At 65.3% G+C, this 17,762-nt stretch carries 14 protein-coding genes and 1 pseudogene; 7 read left to right on the top strand and 8 right to left on the bottom strand.

The genetic code is table 11. The features are described 5' to 3' along the window. Positions 1-362 (bottom strand): annotated as a pseudogene (locus tag IVA82_RS20045) (hypothetical protein); the annotation flags it as partial. A 184-nt stretch (positions 363-546) separates the two neighbouring features. Between IVA82_RS20045 and IVA82_RS20050 the strand changes: the two are divergent. After that, positions 547-1,287 carry a class I SAM-dependent methyltransferase gene (locus IVA82_RS20050; RefSeq protein WP_247390076.1) on the top strand — a complete coding sequence of 247 codons (741 nt, stop codon included), beginning with the start codon at positions 547-549 and terminating at the stop codon, positions 1,285-1,287. 206 nt (positions 1,288-1,493) lie between these two features. Here IVA82_RS20050 and IVA82_RS20055 read toward each other — a convergent pair whose 3' ends face one another. Genes IVA82_RS20055 through IVA82_RS20075 form a run of 5 tightly spaced genes read right to left on the bottom strand, consistent with a single transcriptional unit; the run spans position 1,494 to position 5,067 of the window. Beyond that, positions 1,494-2,264, bottom strand: a complete 771-nt coding sequence (locus IVA82_RS20055; RefSeq protein ID WP_247390077.1) for a TSUP family transporter — start codon at positions 2,262-2,264, stop codon at positions 1,494-1,496. Further along, positions 2,261-3,517, bottom strand: coding sequence for a CCA tRNA nucleotidyltransferase (locus tag IVA82_RS20060; protein ID WP_247390078.1), 1,257 nt, complete (start codon positions 3,515-3,517; stop codon positions 2,261-2,263). Before IVA82_RS20060 ends, IVA82_RS20055 begins: the two co-directional genes overlap by 4 nt. A 10-nt stretch (positions 3,518-3,527) precedes the next feature. Then, positions 3,528-3,791 carry a DUF6111 family protein gene (locus IVA82_RS20065; RefSeq protein ID WP_247390079.1) on the bottom strand — a complete coding sequence of 88 codons (264 nt, stop codon included), beginning with the start codon at positions 3,789-3,791 and terminating at the stop codon, positions 3,528-3,530. Then, positions 3,788-4,459 carry a CoA pyrophosphatase gene (locus IVA82_RS20070; protein ID WP_247390080.1) on the bottom strand — a complete coding sequence of 224 codons (672 nt, stop codon included), beginning with the start codon at positions 4,457-4,459 and terminating at the stop codon, positions 3,788-3,790. The genes IVA82_RS20065 and IVA82_RS20070 overlap by 4 nt, the downstream gene beginning before the upstream one ends. Further along, a complete protein-coding gene (locus tag IVA82_RS20075; RefSeq protein WP_247390081.1) occupies positions 4,456-5,067 on the bottom strand; it encodes a DUF1285 domain-containing protein in 612 nt (203 codons plus the stop codon). The genes IVA82_RS20070 and IVA82_RS20075 overlap by 4 nt, the downstream gene beginning before the upstream one ends. Positions 5,068-5,351: 284 nt before the next feature. Between IVA82_RS20075 and IVA82_RS20080 the strand changes: the two genes are divergently transcribed. The 6 genes from IVA82_RS20080 (at position 5,352) to IVA82_RS20105 (ending at position 15,226) form a co-directional block, all read left to right on the top strand. After that, entirely contained in the window at positions 5,352-6,350 is a 999-nt protein-coding gene (locus IVA82_RS20080; RefSeq protein ID WP_148745028.1) for a MoxR family ATPase, read from the top strand. After that, entirely contained in the window at positions 6,350-7,294 is a 945-nt protein-coding gene (locus IVA82_RS20085; RefSeq protein WP_247390082.1) for a DUF58 domain-containing protein, read from the top strand. The genes IVA82_RS20080 and IVA82_RS20085 overlap by 1 nt, the downstream gene beginning before the upstream one ends. Beyond that, positions 7,291-10,104 (top strand): DUF4159 domain-containing protein, encoded by a 2,814-nt coding sequence (locus IVA82_RS20090; protein WP_247390083.1) that lies wholly within the window; start codon positions 7,291-7,293, stop codon positions 10,102-10,104. Before IVA82_RS20085 ends, IVA82_RS20090 begins: the two co-directional genes overlap by 4 nt. A gap of 7 nt (positions 10,105-10,111) precedes the next feature. Beyond that, positions 10,112-12,175 carry a hypothetical protein gene (locus tag IVA82_RS20095; RefSeq protein ID WP_247390084.1) on the top strand — a complete coding sequence of 688 codons (2,064 nt, stop codon included), beginning with the start codon at positions 10,112-10,114 and terminating at the stop codon, positions 12,173-12,175. Between the two features lie 147 nt (positions 12,176-12,322). Next, complete coding sequence (locus tag IVA82_RS20100) at positions 12,323-12,721, top strand: DUF2946 domain-containing protein (protein ID WP_247390085.1); 399 nt, start codon at positions 12,323-12,325, stop codon at positions 12,719-12,721. A gap of 144 nt (positions 12,722-12,865) precedes the next feature. Further along, complete coding sequence (locus IVA82_RS20105) at positions 12,866-15,226, top strand: TonB-dependent receptor (RefSeq protein WP_247390086.1); 2,361 nt, start codon at positions 12,866-12,868, stop codon at positions 15,224-15,226. A gap of 144 nt (positions 15,227-15,370) precedes the next feature. Here the strand turns inward: IVA82_RS20105 and IVA82_RS20110 are convergent, their stop codons facing one another. Both IVA82_RS20110 and IVA82_RS20115 read right to left on the bottom strand, forming a co-directional pair. Continuing rightward, entirely contained in the window at positions 15,371-16,387 is a 1,017-nt protein-coding gene (locus IVA82_RS20110; RefSeq protein ID WP_247390087.1) for an acetylserotonin O-methyltransferase, read from the bottom strand. A gap of 834 nt (positions 16,388-17,221) precedes the next feature. Then, positions 17,222-17,737 (bottom strand): N-acetyltransferase, encoded by a 516-nt coding sequence (locus tag IVA82_RS20115; protein WP_247390088.1) that lies wholly within the window; start codon positions 17,735-17,737, stop codon positions 17,222-17,224. Positions 17,738-17,762 lie beyond the last annotated feature (25 nt).

Here is a 17,762-nt window from a genome sequence, read left to right on the forward strand (position 1 = left end):
TTCGAAACCGCGTTCGCGCAAAACAAGGCACGATAACGCATCATGGCAACCGCACTGTCACAGAAATTATCGTGTCTCATTCCAGGGGTGCAGTCCAGTGCATTTAACTTGAGCCCGGGGTTTAGTGCACTGTCACCGTAATCGTGGTCAGATCGGGGTGGAGTGCTCAGCTTCGTCTCATCCGCCTGTAGCGGCTTGAGCTTGCGAGGACCGGGCTTCGGCCCGAGCTTGCGGTTCAACCCCTCAGGCCCATGGCCTTCCACGCCTTGACTCCAGTCGTGCAGAAGTTTGCACAATATCCCAAGCTTGCGGGCCACCGGCAAAACGCCTTCGCCCCCTTCGGCGCGCTTGATCGCCTTCAATTTGAACGCCGTCGGAAACGGACGGTTCGTTCCTCTCGCAGTCCAACACTGTCACCGAATTTCTTGCCACCGAAATTCCGACGCAAACTGAACACGCGGATCGCCGACCTTGGCCTCGCCCCTGGCGGATGGGGTTTTTGGATTAGAAACGTGCCTCGTCCTCCGTTCATCATGGATGATAAACGTGGCACAGAACATCTACGACGATCCCGATTTCTTCGCTGGCTACAGGCAGTTGCCCCGACAGGTACATGGGCTGGACGGCGCCCCCGAATGGCCGACGATCCAAGCCATGCTCCCCGCGCTGACCGGCAAGCGCGTGGCCGATCTGGGCTGCCGCTTCGGCTGGGCCTCCCGCTGGATGCGCGCGCAGGGCGCGGTCTCGGTGCTTGGCATCGATCTATCGCAGAACATGATCGCCCGCGCCAAGGCCGATACCTCGGATCCGGCCATTGAATATCGGACCGCCGATCTCGAGACATTGGAACTGCCCAAGGGGGCTTTCGAACTCGTTTATAGCGCCCTGACCTTTCACTATGTCGCGGATATCGGGCGCCTTACGCGCATGATCCACAAGGCGCTGGTTCTCGGCGGTGATCTGATCTTCACGATCGAGCATCCGATCTTCATGGCTGCGGCGCATCCGCATTGGATTACCGATGAAAGCGGCCGCAAGACCTGGCCGGTCAATCGCTATTCGGAAGAGGGCGAACGCCGCACGGACTCGTTCGTCAAGGGCGTGCTGAAGCATCACCGGACACTCGGCACGACGCTCAACGCGCTGATCGATGCGGGCCTTGAGTTACGGCGGGTCGAGGAATTCGCCCCGACTCGCGAGCAGATCGAGCTGTTGCCCGAACTGGCCGAAGAGCTGGAGCGGCCGATGATGCTCCTGGTCTCGGCGCGAAAGGCAGAAGCGCGTTAAGGGTTGCGCCGCCCATGCCACATGACACCCGCGGCTCGCCGATTGATTACCACGCCAAGCTTGACGGCCACTTAGGGGCGAAGGCGTAGGTCCAGGCAAGTGCAGCTCGGCGTCCGATCTAGCAGCGGAAGGCGACGTTAAACTACATGCCCTGGACGAGATTCGGTCCGCGGTCCAGGCGCCGATGCCTCGTGGGCCGGGGTCATCTACGCGATCAGCTGCCTCGCCGCCGCCGAGATCATCACGAGCCCGCCGGTAATCACCGCGACGTCGAGGATCGCGGTATGGATGTGCACCGGCATCCGCTCGACGAAAGCTTTTGCCAAGAACGCGCCGGGGATCGCGATTGCTCCGATCAGAAGCGCAAAGGCGAGCACCTGCGCGGTCACGGCGCCCGCCAAGCCAAACACCGAAATCTTGATGAGGCCGGTGCCGAGCGAGATCATCGCATCGGTGGCGATCACGGCGGCGCCTTCGAGGCCGGCGGCCATCAGCAGCGACAGCAGGATCACGCCGGAGCCCGACGTGCCGCCGACGAGCACGCCGTAACCGACCGAGCCGGCCGCAAGGCCGGTGTCGCCGATCTTGACCTGGCGGCGGCGGAGCACGCGGCGCAGCGGCACACTGAGGATCAGCATGGTGCCGATCACGAGCACTGCACCGGCATTGGTGAGGCGCGTATAGCCGTAAGCGCCAAGCGCCGTCGTCAGCGCCGCGCAGGCAAGCACGATCAGGGCGCGGCGGCGATCGGCATAGCGGAGATAGGCGGCCGCACGGCTCGAATTGGTGAAGATCGCGGAGATCGCGATGATCGGCACCACCGGCTCGGCGCCGACGAGCGGCACCAGCACCAGCGGCATCAAGGCGCCGGTGCCGTAGCCGGCCAGACCACCGATAACGGACGCAAACAACGCCATCAACGCGACCAGCAGAAGCTGAAGGAGCGAGATGTCGGCGAAGCCTGAGACGATGTTCAATTTTTCTGATCGCGGCTGACGCGTGCCGCAGCTTGATCTGCGATGGAAGCGAGCGCCGCCTCCTCTAGGGGAAAATCGGCCGCAAGCCAAGCGTCCTCGGCGAGCGTCAATACATGGCCGAGCGCAGGTCCTTCCGCCATACCGCGCGCGATGAAATCGGCCGCCTTCAGCGGAAATTTCGGCGCGGTCCAGCGCTGCGGCAGCTCGGCGAGCTCGCGCCAGCGCGAGGACGTGACGTCGCCGCCGTTCCTCGCCCAGGCCAGCAACACGCGATCGTGATAGCGCTCCGGACCCAGCCGATAGAGCAGCCGCCGCGCATTGGCCTCGTCCTTGGTGGCAAAGCGCCACCAGCGATGCCCCATCGAATCCAGCGCCTTGGCTTCGGCGTTGGAGAGCCTCAAGCGCGCGGCGACGCGTTTTGCATCCTCGGTCACGGCCACCGTCAGCGCGGCCAGGCGCCGGGTGACGCTCGCCGGCAGACCGAGCGCGCGTTCGATCGCGATCATCGCCGATAGCGGCCCGGTATAGGCGACGCCGCCGATCAGCGCTTGCAACAGTCCGCCCTCGGCCATTGCTAGCGCGGCTGCGGACGCGCCGCCGGCGACCAGCAGTTTCAGAATTTCCATGCGCGCGCGCTCGGCCGACAGGTTCGCAAGACCCGCGCGTCCGCGAATGCAGGCGAGATAGCCGTCGCGATCGGGCTCGCCGGCGCCGAAGGCGGCGTGGATGCGGAAGAAGCGCAGGATGCGCAAATAGTCCTCGGCGATGCGCTGGTCGGGATCGCCGATGAAGCGCACGCGGCGCGCGGCGGCATCCGCGATCCCCCCGACATAGTCGTAAACGACGCCGTTCGCATCGACCGAGAGCCCGTTCATGGTGAAGTCGCGCCGCTCCGCGTCCCTCACCCAGTCGCGGCCGAAGGCGACCTTGGCCTTGCGGCCGAACGTCTCGGTGTCCTCGCGCAGCGTCGTGACTTCATAGGGCTGGCTGTCGATGACGAGCGTGACGGTGCCGTGGTCGACGCCGGTCGGCACGCTCTTGATGCTGGCCGCCCTGGCGCGCCGCATCACTTCCTCCGGCAGCGCCGTGGTCGCGATGTCGATGTCGCCGTGCGCCAAACCCAGAAGTGCGTTGCGGACGGCGCCGCCGACCACGCGCGCCTCCTCGCCGTTGGCGTTGAGCAGCTGCAGGACGCGCGCCGTCCCGCCGGCGATCAGCCAGGGCGCATCGGCAAGTAACGGCTCCGCGCTCATCGGTTGGCCCTTATTTTTCTCTGCCCGGCACGAGCTTACCGTTCTCGATATGGGCGGGAATATAGGTCGAATCCGGCGCGGCGCCCGAGAAATGCGCCAGCCCGATCAGCCCTGCGATCACCAGCACGAGCGCCGCCAGGGCAAGGCGCGCGACGATGGTGATCGGCCAGGACGATTGGACGAACAGTCCGGAACGGGTGGCGGCCAGAAACAACGCATAGACGACGAAGGGAATGAGGAAAATTCCGATCTCGGTCAGCACCGGCCGGATCATGACGAATAGATCCGCTCATACAGCACACGCAGCATGCCGGCCGTCGCGCCCCAGATGTAGCGTTCCGCAAACGGCATCGCGTAGTAGGACCGCTCCATGCCGCGGAATTCCTTGCTGTGCACCTGGTGGTTCGCCGGGTTCATCAGAAAGGATAGCGGCACCTCGAACGCATCATCAACCTCGGAATGGTTGATCGTCAGCTCAAAACCCGGCCGCACCCTGGCAACCGTCGGCAGGATGCGAAAGCCGAAGGCGGTGCCGTAGAGATCGAGATAGCCGATCGGCTCGACGAAATCGCGCGACAGCCCGACCTCCTCCTCGGCCTCGCGCAGCGCCGCATCGAGCGGGGAAGTATCGGTGGCGTCGATCTTGCCGCCGGGAAAGGCGATCTGGCCGGCGTGGTCGTTCAGATGCGCCGAACGCTGCGTCAGGAGAATGGTCGGCTCGGGGTGGTCGACCACCCCGATCAGGACCGCCGCCGGCCGCACCGGCTGCTCGCGTGCAATGATCTCGAGCATCTTGTCGGTGCCGGGATCGCCCGAGGCCGGAATGATGTTGGGATCGTAGAGCCCGAGCGGAACGTCGAAGCGCAATCGCGCCCTAGAGCGAGCGAAGAAATCGGCCGCGCCGAGCGTGGCGGGATCGTTCTTCAGAATAGGCTTGTTCAAAGCACGGCCCTCACCTGCGCCGCGTCGGCCATGGCGAAGAATTCGCCAGCCGACTCGACGCCGAACATCGGCTGGCCATCGACCATCCGCTCCTCGCCCATGTCAACCAGATCGTAATAGAGCGCGCGCGTGACCTTGGCCCAGAGATCGGCGCGCACGTGCAGATAGGGCGTCAGCCCGCCGTCCGCCGCCTGCTCGAAACGCAGCCGGTGCGCGGCATCGCAGGTGACCCAGTCGTCGACATTGGTGCGGAAGCGGAGCACGCGATGATTGTCCTCGCCATCCTTCTGCATCTCGACCGCCATGAACGGCGCGTCCTCGACGCGGATGCCGACCTTCTCCACCGGCGTAACGAGAAAATGCTTGCCGCCTTCGCGCTTCAGGATCGTCGAGAACAGGCGGACCAGCGCCGGCCGCCCGATTGGCGTGCCCAGGTAGAACCATGTACCATCCTTGGCGATTCGCATGTCGAGATCGCCGCAAAACGGCGGATTCCACAGATGCACCGGCGGCAGGCCCTTTTTGGCGCCTTCGGTATTGGCAGCAGTTTTTGCGGCGGCAGTCAGCCCTTCGAGACCACGATCGGCACTCTGCCCTTGGTTCGCCATGGTTTGCCCTGACTTTGTCATTTGGTCATTTGGCACGATTGGTGCAGGTCTGATTTGTAAGTCTACGTTGTACATCGGTGCGCGGTTCCATCCCCGGATCAATGCGGTGTGGAGGTCGCCACTTCGTGATGCCCTACATATCCTTAAGCCGATAAGGTGGGGATAGGTTAATTCAACGAATACATGGCTTTCCTGCAAGTCTAGCATAGGGCCATGATCTCGCGTGATGAGATGGTTTGACGACGCGAGCGAACCCCGCGTGGCGGACTTCAAGGAGCTGACGGATGGCGGAGAGTGTCGAGAAACTCGAGGACGGTATCGTTCGTTCGGCCGAGCAGGTGTCCAGTCAAATTCGCGCTGCGAAGGAAGCGATCGCTTCCGTCATCTTCGGCCAGGATCGCGTGATCGAGAACACGCTGGTCACCATCCTCTCCGGCGGCCACGCGCTGCTGATCGGCGTGCCCGGCCTCGCCAAGACCAAGCTGGTCGAAACGCTCGGCGTCACGCTGGGCCTGGACGCCAAGCGCATCCAGTTCACGCCCGACCTGATGCCGTCGGATATTCTCGGCGCCGAAGTGCTTGACGAGAGCACCGCGGGCAAGCGCTCGTTCCGCTTTATCGCCGGCCCCGTGTTCGCGCAGCTGCTGATGGCCGACGAGATCAACCGCGCCAGCCCGCGTACGCAATCGGCGCTGCTCCAGGCCATGCAGGAGCAGCACATCACCGTTGCCGGCGCGCGTCACGACCTGCCGAAGCCGTTCCACGTGCTCGCGACGCAGAATCCGCTGGAGCAGGAAGGCACCTATCCGCTGCCCGAAGCGCAGCTCGACCGCTTCCTGATGGAGATCGACGTCGACTATCCCGATCGCGACGCCGAGCGCCGCATCCTGTTCGAGACCACCGGCGCCGACGAGACGCTGGCGCGGGGTTCGATGACCGCGGACGCGCTGATCACCGCGCAGCGGCTGATCCGCCGCCTGCCGGTCGGCGATTCCGTGGTGGAGGCCATCCTGTCGCTGGTGCGCGCGGCCCGTCCGGGTCCAGACAGCGGCGAGACCGGCAAGTTCATCGCCTGGGGACCTGGTCCGCGTGCCAGCCAATCTCTCATGCTCGCGGTGCGCGCACGTGCGCTGATCGACGGACGGCTCGCGCCTTCGGTCGATGACGTGCTCGACCTCGCCGAGCCCGTGCTGAAGCACCGCATGGCGCTGACGTTCCAGGCGCGTGCCGAAGGCCGCACCATTCCGGAGGTGATCCGGCAGTTGAAGACACGGATCGGTTGATGGCAGCGGAGAACGGGCACACGGCGAAGGAGATCATCGCGATCCGACGTGCCGATGGCGAAAGCCGCACGCTCGCCGCTTCGCTGCCGCGCCTGGTGCTCGAGGCCCGCCGTATCGCCGCCAATGTCATCCACGGCCTGCACGGCCGGCGCCGCGCCGGCTCCGGCGAAAATTTCTGGCAATACCGCCGCTTCGTCTCCGGCGAGCCGTCGCAGAACGTCGACTGGCGCCGCTCGGCGCGCGACGATCATCTCTATGTCCGCGAGCTTGAATGGGAAGCCTCGCACACGGTCTGGATCTGGCCCGACCGTTCGCCTTCGATGGCGTTCGCCTCGAAACAGGCGCGCGAGTCCAAGCTCGAACGCACGTTGATCGTTGCCTTCGCGCTGGCCGAACTGCTCGTCGCCGGCGGCGAGCGCGTCGGAATCCCCGGCCTGATGGCCCCGACGGCAAGCCGCAGCGTCATCGACAAGATGGCGCAGGCGATGCTGCATGACGATGCCGAGCGGCCGAGCCTGCCGCCGTCGTTCGTCCCCTCGGCGCTGGCCGAGACGATCGTGCTGTCGGATTTCTGGTCGCCGATCGAAGAGATCAGGGCGACCCTTGCCGGCCTGTCCGGCTCCGGCGCCCATGGCACCCTGGTACAGGTCGTCGATCCCGCCGAGGAATCATTTCCTTATTCCGGGCGCGTCGAGTTCGTCGAGCCCGAAGGGTTCGGCGTGATCACCGCCGGACGCGCCGAGAGCTGGGCGCAGGATTACGCCGCGCGGCTCGCGCTGCACCGTGACCAGATCCGCGCCGAGACCAACAAGCTCGACTGGCTGTTCGCGACACATGCGACCGACCGCTCGGCGGCCGAACTGCTGCTGTTCCTGCATGCCGGCATGCAGGTGAGCAAGTCGGGCGCCCGCACCACGACGATCAAGGCGGGGCCAGCCGCATGATGGGACTGCCGCTCGCTTTCACCGAACCGCTGCTCCTGATTGGCCTCGTTAGCCTGCCCGTGCTGTGGTGGCTGCTGCGCGTGATGCCGCCGCGTCCGCGCCGCATCGAGTTTCCGCCGACACGGCTGCTGTTCGACATCGCCCAGCGGGAAGAGACGCCGTCGCGGACGCCGTGGTGGCTGACCGCGCTGCGGCTCTTGGCTGCGGCCCTCGTCATTTTCGCCGCCGCCGGCCCGATCTGGAATCCGCAAGTCGGCACAGCCGACAGCAAGGCGCCGCTGATGATCATGTTCGATGACGGCTGGAGCGCCGCTTCGAACTGGGACATCCGGATCAGGGCCGCCGACGAGCTGATCGCCAATGCCGACAACGACCGCCGCGCCATCGCGCTGGTGCCGCTGTCGGAGCCGAACCGCGACATCACGCTGATGCCGGCCGGCGCCGCGCGTGTGGCGCTGCGGCAGCTGGCGCCAAAACCGTATTCGATCGAGCGAGTCGAAACCCTCGCCGCGATCGATCGGTTCCTGAAAGCCACCGGCGACTGCGAGATCGTCTGGCTGTCCGATGGCGTCGACACCGGCCGCGGCGAAGACTTCGTGCAGGGCCTCGGCAAGACCATCGGAGATCGCAGCCTGACGGTGTTCGAAGGTGGCACCTCCTCCCCGCTGGCGCTCGCCGCGGCAGAGAATGCGGCGGCAAAAATGACGGTGAAGGTGCTGCGCACCGACAGCGGCATCACCGCCGGCACCGTGCGGGCCCTCGACCAGAAGGCCTCGCCGATCGGCGAGGCGCGTTACAGCTTCGGCCCGCAGGACAAGGAAACCGAAGCGGCGTTCGATTTGCCGGTCGAGCTGCGCAACGACATCACGCGGCTCGAGATCTCCGGCGAGCGCTCGGCCGGCGCGGTGCAGCTGCTCGACAAGCGCTGGCGGCGGCGCGCCATCGGCATCGTCTCCGGTGCGACCAGCGAGACCGCGCAGCCGCTGCTGGCGCCGACCTTCTATCTCACCCGCGCGCTGGCGCCGTTCGCCGACGTACGGCTGGCGGACAAGGGCTCGCCGCAGCAGGGCATCACGCAGTTCCTCGACCAGAAGCTGCCGATGATCATCCTCGCCGACGTCGGCACCGTCGCGCCCGAGCTGCGCGAGCGCCTCAACGCCTGGATCGACCAGGGCGGCGTGCTGGTGCGGTTCGCAGGTCCAAGGCTGGCGCAGGCCGAAGACGATCTCGTCCCGGTCAAGCTGCGCAAGGGCGGCCGCACGCTCGGCGGCAGCCTGACCTGGGAGAAGCCGCAGCATCTTGCGACCTTCGCCGCCGATGGGCCGTTTGCCGGCGTGGCCGTGCCGAAGGACGTCACCGTGAGCCGGCAGGTTCTGGCCGAGCCCGACGCCGTGCTCGCCACTAAGAGCTGGGCGTCGCTGGAAGACGGCACGCCGCTGGTGACCGGCGCGCATCGCGCCAAGGGCCTGGTCAGCCTGTTCCACGTCAGCGCCGATATGCGCTGGTCGGATCTGCCGATGTCCGGCACCTTCGTCGAAATGCTGCGGCGGATCGTCGACATGTCTGGCTACACCGCCAAGCCCGGCGCCGGCGTTGCCGGCGAGGCGAGCACCGAGACGGTGGCACCGCTGCACATTCTCGACGGCTTCGGCGCCTTCGGCCCGCCGCCTGCCACCGCAAAGCCGCTGCCCGCGGATTATCGCGACCGCGCCACGCCCGATCATCCGCCGGGCTTCTATGGTCCGGCAGAAGGACCGCTCGCCGTGAACACACTCGCCGCCGCCGACCGCATCGCAGCGCTCAACACCGCGAGCCTGCGCGCCCGGCACGCCACCTACACCAACGCCGAGCCGCGCGATTTGCGCGGCTGGCTGCTGTCGACGGCGCTCGCGCTGTTCCTGATCGACGCCATCATCGTTGCGGTGCTGGGCGGCGGCCTCGCCGCGCTGCTGCGCCGCCGCGCCGCACCGGCGATGATCATCGTCGGGCTGGTGCTTGCCGGCCTGTTGTCGTTGTCGCCGACACCGGCGCGCGCGGACAGTGCCGCGGACGAGTTCGCGATGAAGTCTGTGTCGCAGACCCGCCTCGCCTATGTCGTCACCGGCAATGCCGACGTCGATTCCATTGTCAAGGCCGGCTTGTCCGGACTGACGCTGTTCCTGGCGCAGCGCACCGCGCTCGAGGCCGGCGATCCCGTCGGCATCGATCCCGCGCGCGACGAGCTCGCCTACTTCCCGCTGATCTACTGGCCGATCGTGCCGGGCGCGCCGAAGCCGCCGCAGGACGCCATCAACAGGATCGACGCCTACATGAAGCAGGGCGGCACCGTGGTCTTCGACACCCGCGACGCGGTTGAAGCGCCGCCCGGCGACAATGGCGCCTCGCAGACGCCGGGGATGCGGACGCTGCGCGAGATCCTGTCCTCGCTCGATGTGCCCGAGCTCGAGCCGGTGCCGCGCGAGCACGTGCTGACCAAGACCTTCTATCTGCTGCGCGACTTCCCCGGCCGCTTCAATTCCGGCCAGATCTGGGTCGAAACCTTGCCGCGCGAGGACGACGACGACAGCGCGCAGCATCCGGCGCGCGGCGGCGACGGCGTCTCGCCGATCATCATCACCTCGAACGATCTTGCCGGTGCCTGGGCGATCCGCCCCGACGGCCAGCCGATGCTGCCGCTCAGTCCGGGCGAGCCGCGCCAGCGCGAATTCGCCTTCCGCGCCGGCGTCAACATCGTGATGTACACGCTGACCGGCAACTACAAGGCCGACCAGGTGCACGCACCGGCCCTGATCGAGCGGCTGGGACAATAGGATCGACATGAATTACGGCATCGCATTCACACCGCTTGTTCCCGCGCTGGTCCTGTGGATCGCGCTCGCCGCGATCGTCGTCATCGCGCTCGTGCTGACGCTTGCGCGTGCGCGCGGCGCAGCCGTGCGCGTGGCCGCGCTGGCGCTGTTCCTGCTGGCGCTCGCCAATCCCTCCTTCACGCGTGAAGACCGCGATCCCCTCACCTCGATCGCCGCCGTCGTCGTCGACAAAAGCCCGAGCCAGAATTTCGGCAACCGCACCCGCGAGGCCGCGCAGGCGCAGGAGGCGCTGGTCGACAGCCTGAAGAAGATCAAGGGACTCGAGGTCCGCGTCGTCGATGCCGGACAGGCCGATGGCGAAACCGACGGCACAAGATTGTTCGGTGCCCTCGCCTCCGCATTGGCGGACGTGCCGGTCGACCGCGTCGCCGGCGCCTTCCTGATCACCGACGGCCGCGTCCACGATATTCCGGCAAACGCCGCCGGGCTCGGCTTCCAGGCGCCTGTGCACGCGCTGATCACCGGACAGAAGGACGAGCGCGACCGCCGCATCGCGATCACGGCGGCGCCGCGCTTCGGCATCGTCGGCCAGAACCAGACCATCACCTATCGCCTCGACGACCAGGGCGTCTCTGGCGAGCGCGCCAAGGTCACTGTCCGCCGCGACGGCGAGGTCATCAACGAGCGCACGCTCTCGAGCGGCCAGAGCGCGAGCGTCGACGTCGACATCAAGCACGCCGGGCCGAACATCGTCGAGATCGAGGCCTCGCCGCTCGAGCGCGAGCTGACGCCGGTGAACAACCGCGCCGTCGTCGCCATCGACGGCGTGCGCGACAAGCTGCGCGTGCTGCTGGTCTCGGGCGAGCCGCATTCCGGCGAGCGCACCTGGCGCAACCTCTTGAAGTCCGACGCCAGCGTCGATCTCGTGCACTTCACCATTCTGCGTCCGCCGGAGAAGCAGGACGGCACGCCGATCAACGAATTGTCGCTGATCGCGTTTCCGACCCGCGAGCTGTTCCAGCAGAAGATCAACGAATTCCAGCTGATCATCTTCGATCGCTACGCCCGCCAGGGCGTGCTGCCGATCGCCTATTTCGACAACATCGCGCGCTATGTGCGCGGCGGCGGCGCGGTGCTGGTCTCGGCCGGGCCCGACTACGCCTCCAACACCAGCATCTGGCGCACACCGCTGGATTCGGTGCTGCCGGCCGAGCCGGTCGGCGTCACCGAGAAGCCGTTCTATGCGCATCTGTCCGACGTCGGCAAACGCCATCCCGTGACGCGCGGGCTGGAGGGCTCCGCCAGCGAGCCGCCGCGCTGGAGCCGCTTCTTCCGCACCGTCGATACCCGCAACTCGGTCAACCCGCCGGTGATGACGGGCGTGGACGGCAAGCCGCTGCTGTTCCTGTCGCGCTTCGGCGAAGGCCGTGTCGCGCTGCTGCTCTCCGACCACATCTGGCTGTGGGCGCGCGGCTACGAAGGCGGCGGGCCGCATCTCGATCTGCTGCGGCGGATGTCGCACTGGCTGATGAAGCAGCCCGATCTGGACGAGGAAGCGCTGCGCCTCCAGGTGCAGGGCAAGGAACTGGTGGTGGTGCGCCAGACCATGTCGGACAGCGTCCAGCCGGTGAGCGTGACATCGCCGTCCGGCGTCTCGCGCGACCTCACGCTCAGCGCCGGCGCCCCCGGCGAGTGGCGCGCCAGCCTGCCTGCGAACGAGCTCGGATTGTGGCAGGCAACCGATGGCACGCTGAAGGCGCTGATCAATGTCGGCCCGACCAATCCGAAGGAGTTCTCGGAAGTCACCTCCACCACCGAGGCCTTGAGGCCGCTGACGCAGGCAACCGGCGGCAACGCCGTGCGCGTGGTCGACGGCGCCAGCGTCGAGCTCCCTCGCGTGGTGCCGGTGCGCTCAACCAGCGCCTTCCATGGCGACGGCTGGATGGGGGTCAGGATGCGCGACGCCAGCGTGGTGAAGGGCGTCGGCGTGCTGCCGATCTTCGCCGGCCTGATCGGCCTGTTGCTGCTGCTCGGCGCCTTCGCCGCGACCTGGGTCCGCGAAGGGCGCTGAATACTCAGTTGCACGAACGACACAAGGGCGGCCGGTCCGCGCAGGTGGGCTCGGCTGCGATTGACATTCGCTGATCAATCCTGCGATGTTACATTGTAACGTCGCAACGGCCGGGGATTGGCGCCTCGCGATGTCGGGTGCGTTTGGATGAAATGGTTCCGCTCGAACGTCAGGCAAGGCGCCCGGCTCGCGCTTTTTGCGCTGCTGGTGCAGTTCGCGCTGACGTTCGGCCATAGCCATTGGTTCGCCCAGGCGGCGCCTCTCGCCCGGTCCCAGCAGACCGACAGCACCAAGGGAATAGCTGCGATCGACCGCGCCGCGGTCGAGAAGCAATCGCCGTCAGGCCCCAACCGCGAGCAACCGGGCGACGACAATTGTGCGATCTGCGCCATGGTCGCGATGGCGGGCACCGTCGTGTTCGCGACGCCGCCTTTGCTGCTACTGCCGCAGGCCGTCGAGTTGCTCTACCGCACCACCGACGCCGAATTCGTCCATCTGAAATCGGCCGGCACGGCGTTCCAGCCGCGCGCCCCTCCCGCGTCCTGATCTCCAACGCTTGATCACGCCTGGGCTCGCCGCGTGCCGGCAACGGTTCAGGAGACGTTGAAGTCGAATTCCGTCGCACCGCGACGGCAGGCCGCCTCCGATCAGCAAGCAATATTCGGACGACGCCTGACTGGAATCTGGATCATGTCATTTGAATTGCGACGCGCGCAGCGCCTTGGTGGAGCAAGCCTGCTCCTGCTCGGCGCCGCCGCCACTCCGGCGCTGGCCCAGGACAAGCCTGCTGCCGAGCTTCCCGCCGTCACCGTGACGGCCCCCAGCCCCATCGTGCGCAGGCCGGTCGTACCGTCACACAGCACAAGCCGCGTGACCCGCGCCGCACCGGCGCGCAGCCGCGAACGCACCGCGGAAGCCGCGCCGGCACCTCCGCCGGCCGCCGCACCTCAGCAGGGCGTGCTGCCGATCGTGACCAACCAGTTCGCCACCGTCACGGTGGTGCCGAATGAAGAGATCCGCCGCGAGGGCGGCGGCCAGCTCGGCGATCTCCTGTTCTCGAAACCCGGCATCACCGGCTCGAGCTTCGCACCCGGCGCCTCCAGCCGGCCGATCATCCGCGGGCTCGACGTCAACCGCGTCGGCATCGTCGAGAACGGCACCAATTCAAACGGCGCCTCCGATCTCGGCGAGGATCATTTCGTCCCGATCGATACGCTTGCGACCAATCAGGTGGAAGTGGTGCGCGGCCCGGCCGCCTTGCGCTACGGCTCGACCTCGATCGGCGGCGTCGTCAGCGCGACCAACAACCGGATTCCCGATGCACTGCCGAACTGCGGCGCGCCGTTCCAGAGCTATGGCCTGCCGGTCAAGGCGCCGCTCGCGGGTGCCGGGACGTCGCCCTGCGTCACCGCCGAAACGCGCAGCGCGTTCAGCTCGGTCGATCGCGGCATCGAGAGCGGCGTGCTGCTCGATACCGGCGGCGGCAATTTCGCGTTCCACGCCGACGTCTACGGCCGCAACACCACGGATTACAGCATCCCGAGCTACCCTTATCTGGCCGACCAGACACGCCCTGTCACAAACGGCCGCCAGCCCAATTCGGCGACGCGCTCGGACGGCGCCTCGATCGGCGGCTCCTACTTCTTCCAGGGCGGCTATATCGGCGCGGCGATCACGCAGAACGACGCGCTCTACCACATCCCCGGCATCGACGGCGCCGACCACAACACGCGCATCGACGGCCACCAGACCAAGATCAACATCAAGGGTGAGTACCACCCCGACGCCGCTGCGATCGACGCCATCCGCTTCTGGGCTGGCGCGACCGACTACCGGCACAACGAGATCGGGCTGGCCGATACCGCCGATCCCACCACCGACGGCGTGCGGCAGACCTTCACCAACAAGGAGCAGGAGATCCGCACCGAGGTGCAGCTGATGCCGTTCAACGCCCGTTTTGCCGAGGTGACAACTGCGTTCGGCTTCCAGGCGGGCCACCAGGAACTCACGGCACCAAGCCCGGATGATCCGGGCGCGCTGTTCAACGGGTTGTGGGACCCGAACCGAAACTACCGCGTCGCGGGTTACGTCTTCAACGAGTTCAAATTCAGCGAACAGACCAGGGCGCAGATCGCGGGCCGGATCGAACATGTCGAACTGCACGGGTCGACGCCGGACTTCCCGGCAGACTTCCTGCCCGACGGGACGCCACAAACAAGTATCGTCCGCAATCCGTCGTTCACGCCGAAGAGCGGCAGCATCGGCCTGTTGCAGGACCTGCCGGGCGGAACGGTCGGCAGCATCACCGCGCAATATGTCGAGCGTGCGCCGAAGCCGGCCGAGCTGTTCTCGCGCGGTGGCCATGATGCGACCGCGACCTTCGACATCGGCAATCCGAACCTCACCATCGAGACCGCGAAGTCCGTCGAAATCGGCTTGCGCAAGGCGACCGGACCGTTCCGGTTCGAGGCGACCGCCTATTACACGCACTTCGACAACTTCATCTTTCGCCGCCTCACCGGCGTAATGTGCGACGGTGATTTTGCCTCATGCGGCGCGCCCGATGCAGAGCTGAACCAGGCGGTTTATTCGCAGCGGAATGCCAACTTCCGCGGCGGCGAATTTCAGTCGCAGCTCGATATCGGCGCCTTCCACGGCGGCATCTGGGGCATCGAGAACCAGCTCGACGTGGTCCGCGCCACCTTCACCGACGGCACCAACGTGCCGCGGATTCCGCCATTGCGGATGGGCGGCGGCGTGTTCTGGCGCGACGACAATTGGCTGATGCGCGTCAACCTGCTGCACGCCTTCGCGCAGAACAATGTCGCAGTGATCGCGGAGACGCCGACGGCGGGCTACAACCTTTTGAAGGCCGAGGTGAGCTACAAGACCAAGCTCGACCGCAACTGGTTCGGTGCACGCGAGATGATAGCCGGCCTCGTCGGCAACAATCTTCTCAACGAGAACATCCGCAACTCGGTGTCCTACAGCAAGGACGAGGTGCTGATGCCCGGCATCGGCGTGCGAGCGTTCGCGAACTTCAAGTTCTGACCATGCGCCGGTCGGGGCCCACGGGCCCCGATTAGGTCGGCCGTTCCTCGCACACCTGACCTTGGTCTCTTTAGTGCCGAACAGCCGCATCGAGCCACGAATTGACATCGTCGATGCGGAGTTTGCGACTTGGAGTATCGTTCCTCAACGGACCCGCGCCTCGATCACGCCGAACCGGCCTGCTGGAAGGACTGCCAGTTGCTGGAATCCGGCGTCATCAAGCAAGCGGCTATATTGTTTCTCCGTTCGCTCAAGGCCTCCCGGGCCGCGGAGCATATTCAAGTCGCTCATCGCCTGCTCCCTGTGTTCATCGCTGACGTTTGGAAGCTCCGGCAATATTCGTTCGACCAATAACAATTTTCCGTTCTCGGGTAGCGCTCGGCGGCAATTTGCGAGAATTTTTAGGCTGCGCTCATCGTTCCAATCGTGAATGATACTTTTCATGATGATGGCATCTGCGCCGATCGGAACCGTTTGGAAGAAATCACCAGGCAAGAACTTGGTGCGGCCACTGACGCCCATGCGATCCAAATGGCTGGTTGCCGATTCAGCGCACCGAGGAAGATCGAAAACAGTTCCCCGGATGTGTGGATACTGCTTGGCAACGGCACCGATGAGTTCGCCAGAACCGCCCCCCACGTCCATCAGGTGAGTAATCCCACCAAAATCGTATGCACGTAGAACATCCGGTGTTACGAAACGTGTCACGTCTACCATAGCCGCATTAAAGATACTGACAGTCTCTGGGTTGCGCGCCATCAGTTCAAAACTGTCGCCGACACCCTGAAGCTGCGCGGCAGTTTTACCTGTCATGATTGAATCCAGCAGGCCATTCCATCGGCTATACAGCATCTGGCCTTCGAAGATTGCCCAAGCCTTGAAGGACTTTTCGGCTGTACCGTCTAGAACGGCGCCCAGGTCAGTCAATGAGTATCGATCCTCGCCCGCGGCAGCGCAAATACCTATGGTCGAGAGCGCGACGAGGAGGCGGCTCAGCGCCTGTTTGTCCGCACCAGTCGATTTTGCGAGTTCATCGGCTGATAGAGGTCCATCGCGCAGCAGCTCCGGTATCCCAAGCTTTGCCGCGACGTAGATCACTGCCGTCACGCGATGCGATTGTATGAGATGCCACACTTGAAGAGTTGGATTGATGGAAGACATGGCAATATCCCACTCATGTTTGCTATGAATCTTGGTGCATTTGAAAAACCGAAAATGCTTTGTGGGCTGCCGCACACTGCCTCTTACGCGCGCCGTTCGGAAAACACGTGGCTGGGTAAGCGAGCCAATTATCCAACAGCAGTTGACTGTGTTGGTGAGCCGGCTGGTCCGACGGGGTCATTCGCATCGACCTCGACGTCGTTCCAGCACGTCCCCTTCAGCGGCGCCAACGCACATCAACCCACGACGACGAAGGTGCCAGGATTGGGATGACCGATGCGGGGCCCTCCGTGAGATGGATCTTGATATCTCGGAACCGGCCTTGGACGCATAATGCGTTGCACGATCATCGATCGTGGTTAGGGACCCATTCCTCCGAGATTGAGTCCCAATGATGGGTGTCGTCGAAGTGCCTCCAAAGTGGCCGCCTTCGTTTGCTTTCACCCTTCCGTCGTTTTGCATTCAGTGCGTTGAGTTGGACGACCCATTCGCGAGCGCTATACCGGGAATTCCATTTGATTGCCGCAAGCATCGGATGCCTCCTTGACAGTAAGAAGCCGTCGCCATCTTAGCCCGGGTCAAGAACACAGGAATGTAAACTACTTCACAGTAGCCAAAGCCTTTTGGACATAGCCGCGCGCGATCCTGTCAGGGAATACGTTTAGCGGACGGCCGGGAGGGCTAAGCGTCCCGGATCATGCCCTCTCTTCTGCAATGGCCGGCCATTATCCGTGATCTCGGGCAGGCCCGAAAAACTTCACGCCGTAGTGTCTAATCAAGCAGCGGCTCTCTGCTTCCAACCCAACAGTCGACATCCGCGGCGCCCGCCCTATCCTACCCCCGCGCCTTGCTCCAGTCGGGGCCTACGGGCCCCGACACGCCCTCGAACGCACCTTCGACGAGCTCGAACACCAGGATGCGGGCGGCGTCGACCGGGCCGGGCATGGTGACACGACCTTTCGGCACCTGTTTGAAGCCGACGCGGCTGTAATAGGGCTCGTCGCCCACCAGCAGCACGATGGCGTGGCCCTTTTCCCTGGCGTCCTTCAGCGCCCGCTCCATCAGAAGCCGGCCGACCCCGCGGCCGCGGAATGGCGGCTCGACCGTGAGCGGCCCCAGCAGCAGCGCCGGCGTCTCGCCGACCAGCACCGGCAACTGCCTGACGGAGCCGACCAGCAGCGTGCCGATGCGGGCCGTGAAGGACAGCTCGTGCAGATGGTCGACATGTTCGCGGATGCGATAGGCGCTGAGCGCGAAGCGGCCAGGGCCGAACGTGCGTTCGAGCAGCCGTTCGATCGCCTGGGCGTCGCCGGCGGCTTCGGGAAGGATGGTCAGTGAGAGATCGGTCATGGCGTCATGGCGTTTTCGAGCGAAG

The sequence above is a fragment of the Bradyrhizobium sp. 142 genome (genome assembly GCF_023074015.1).
In the GTDB taxonomy this organism is placed as follows: domain Bacteria; phylum Pseudomonadota; class Alphaproteobacteria; order Rhizobiales; family Xanthobacteraceae; genus Bradyrhizobium.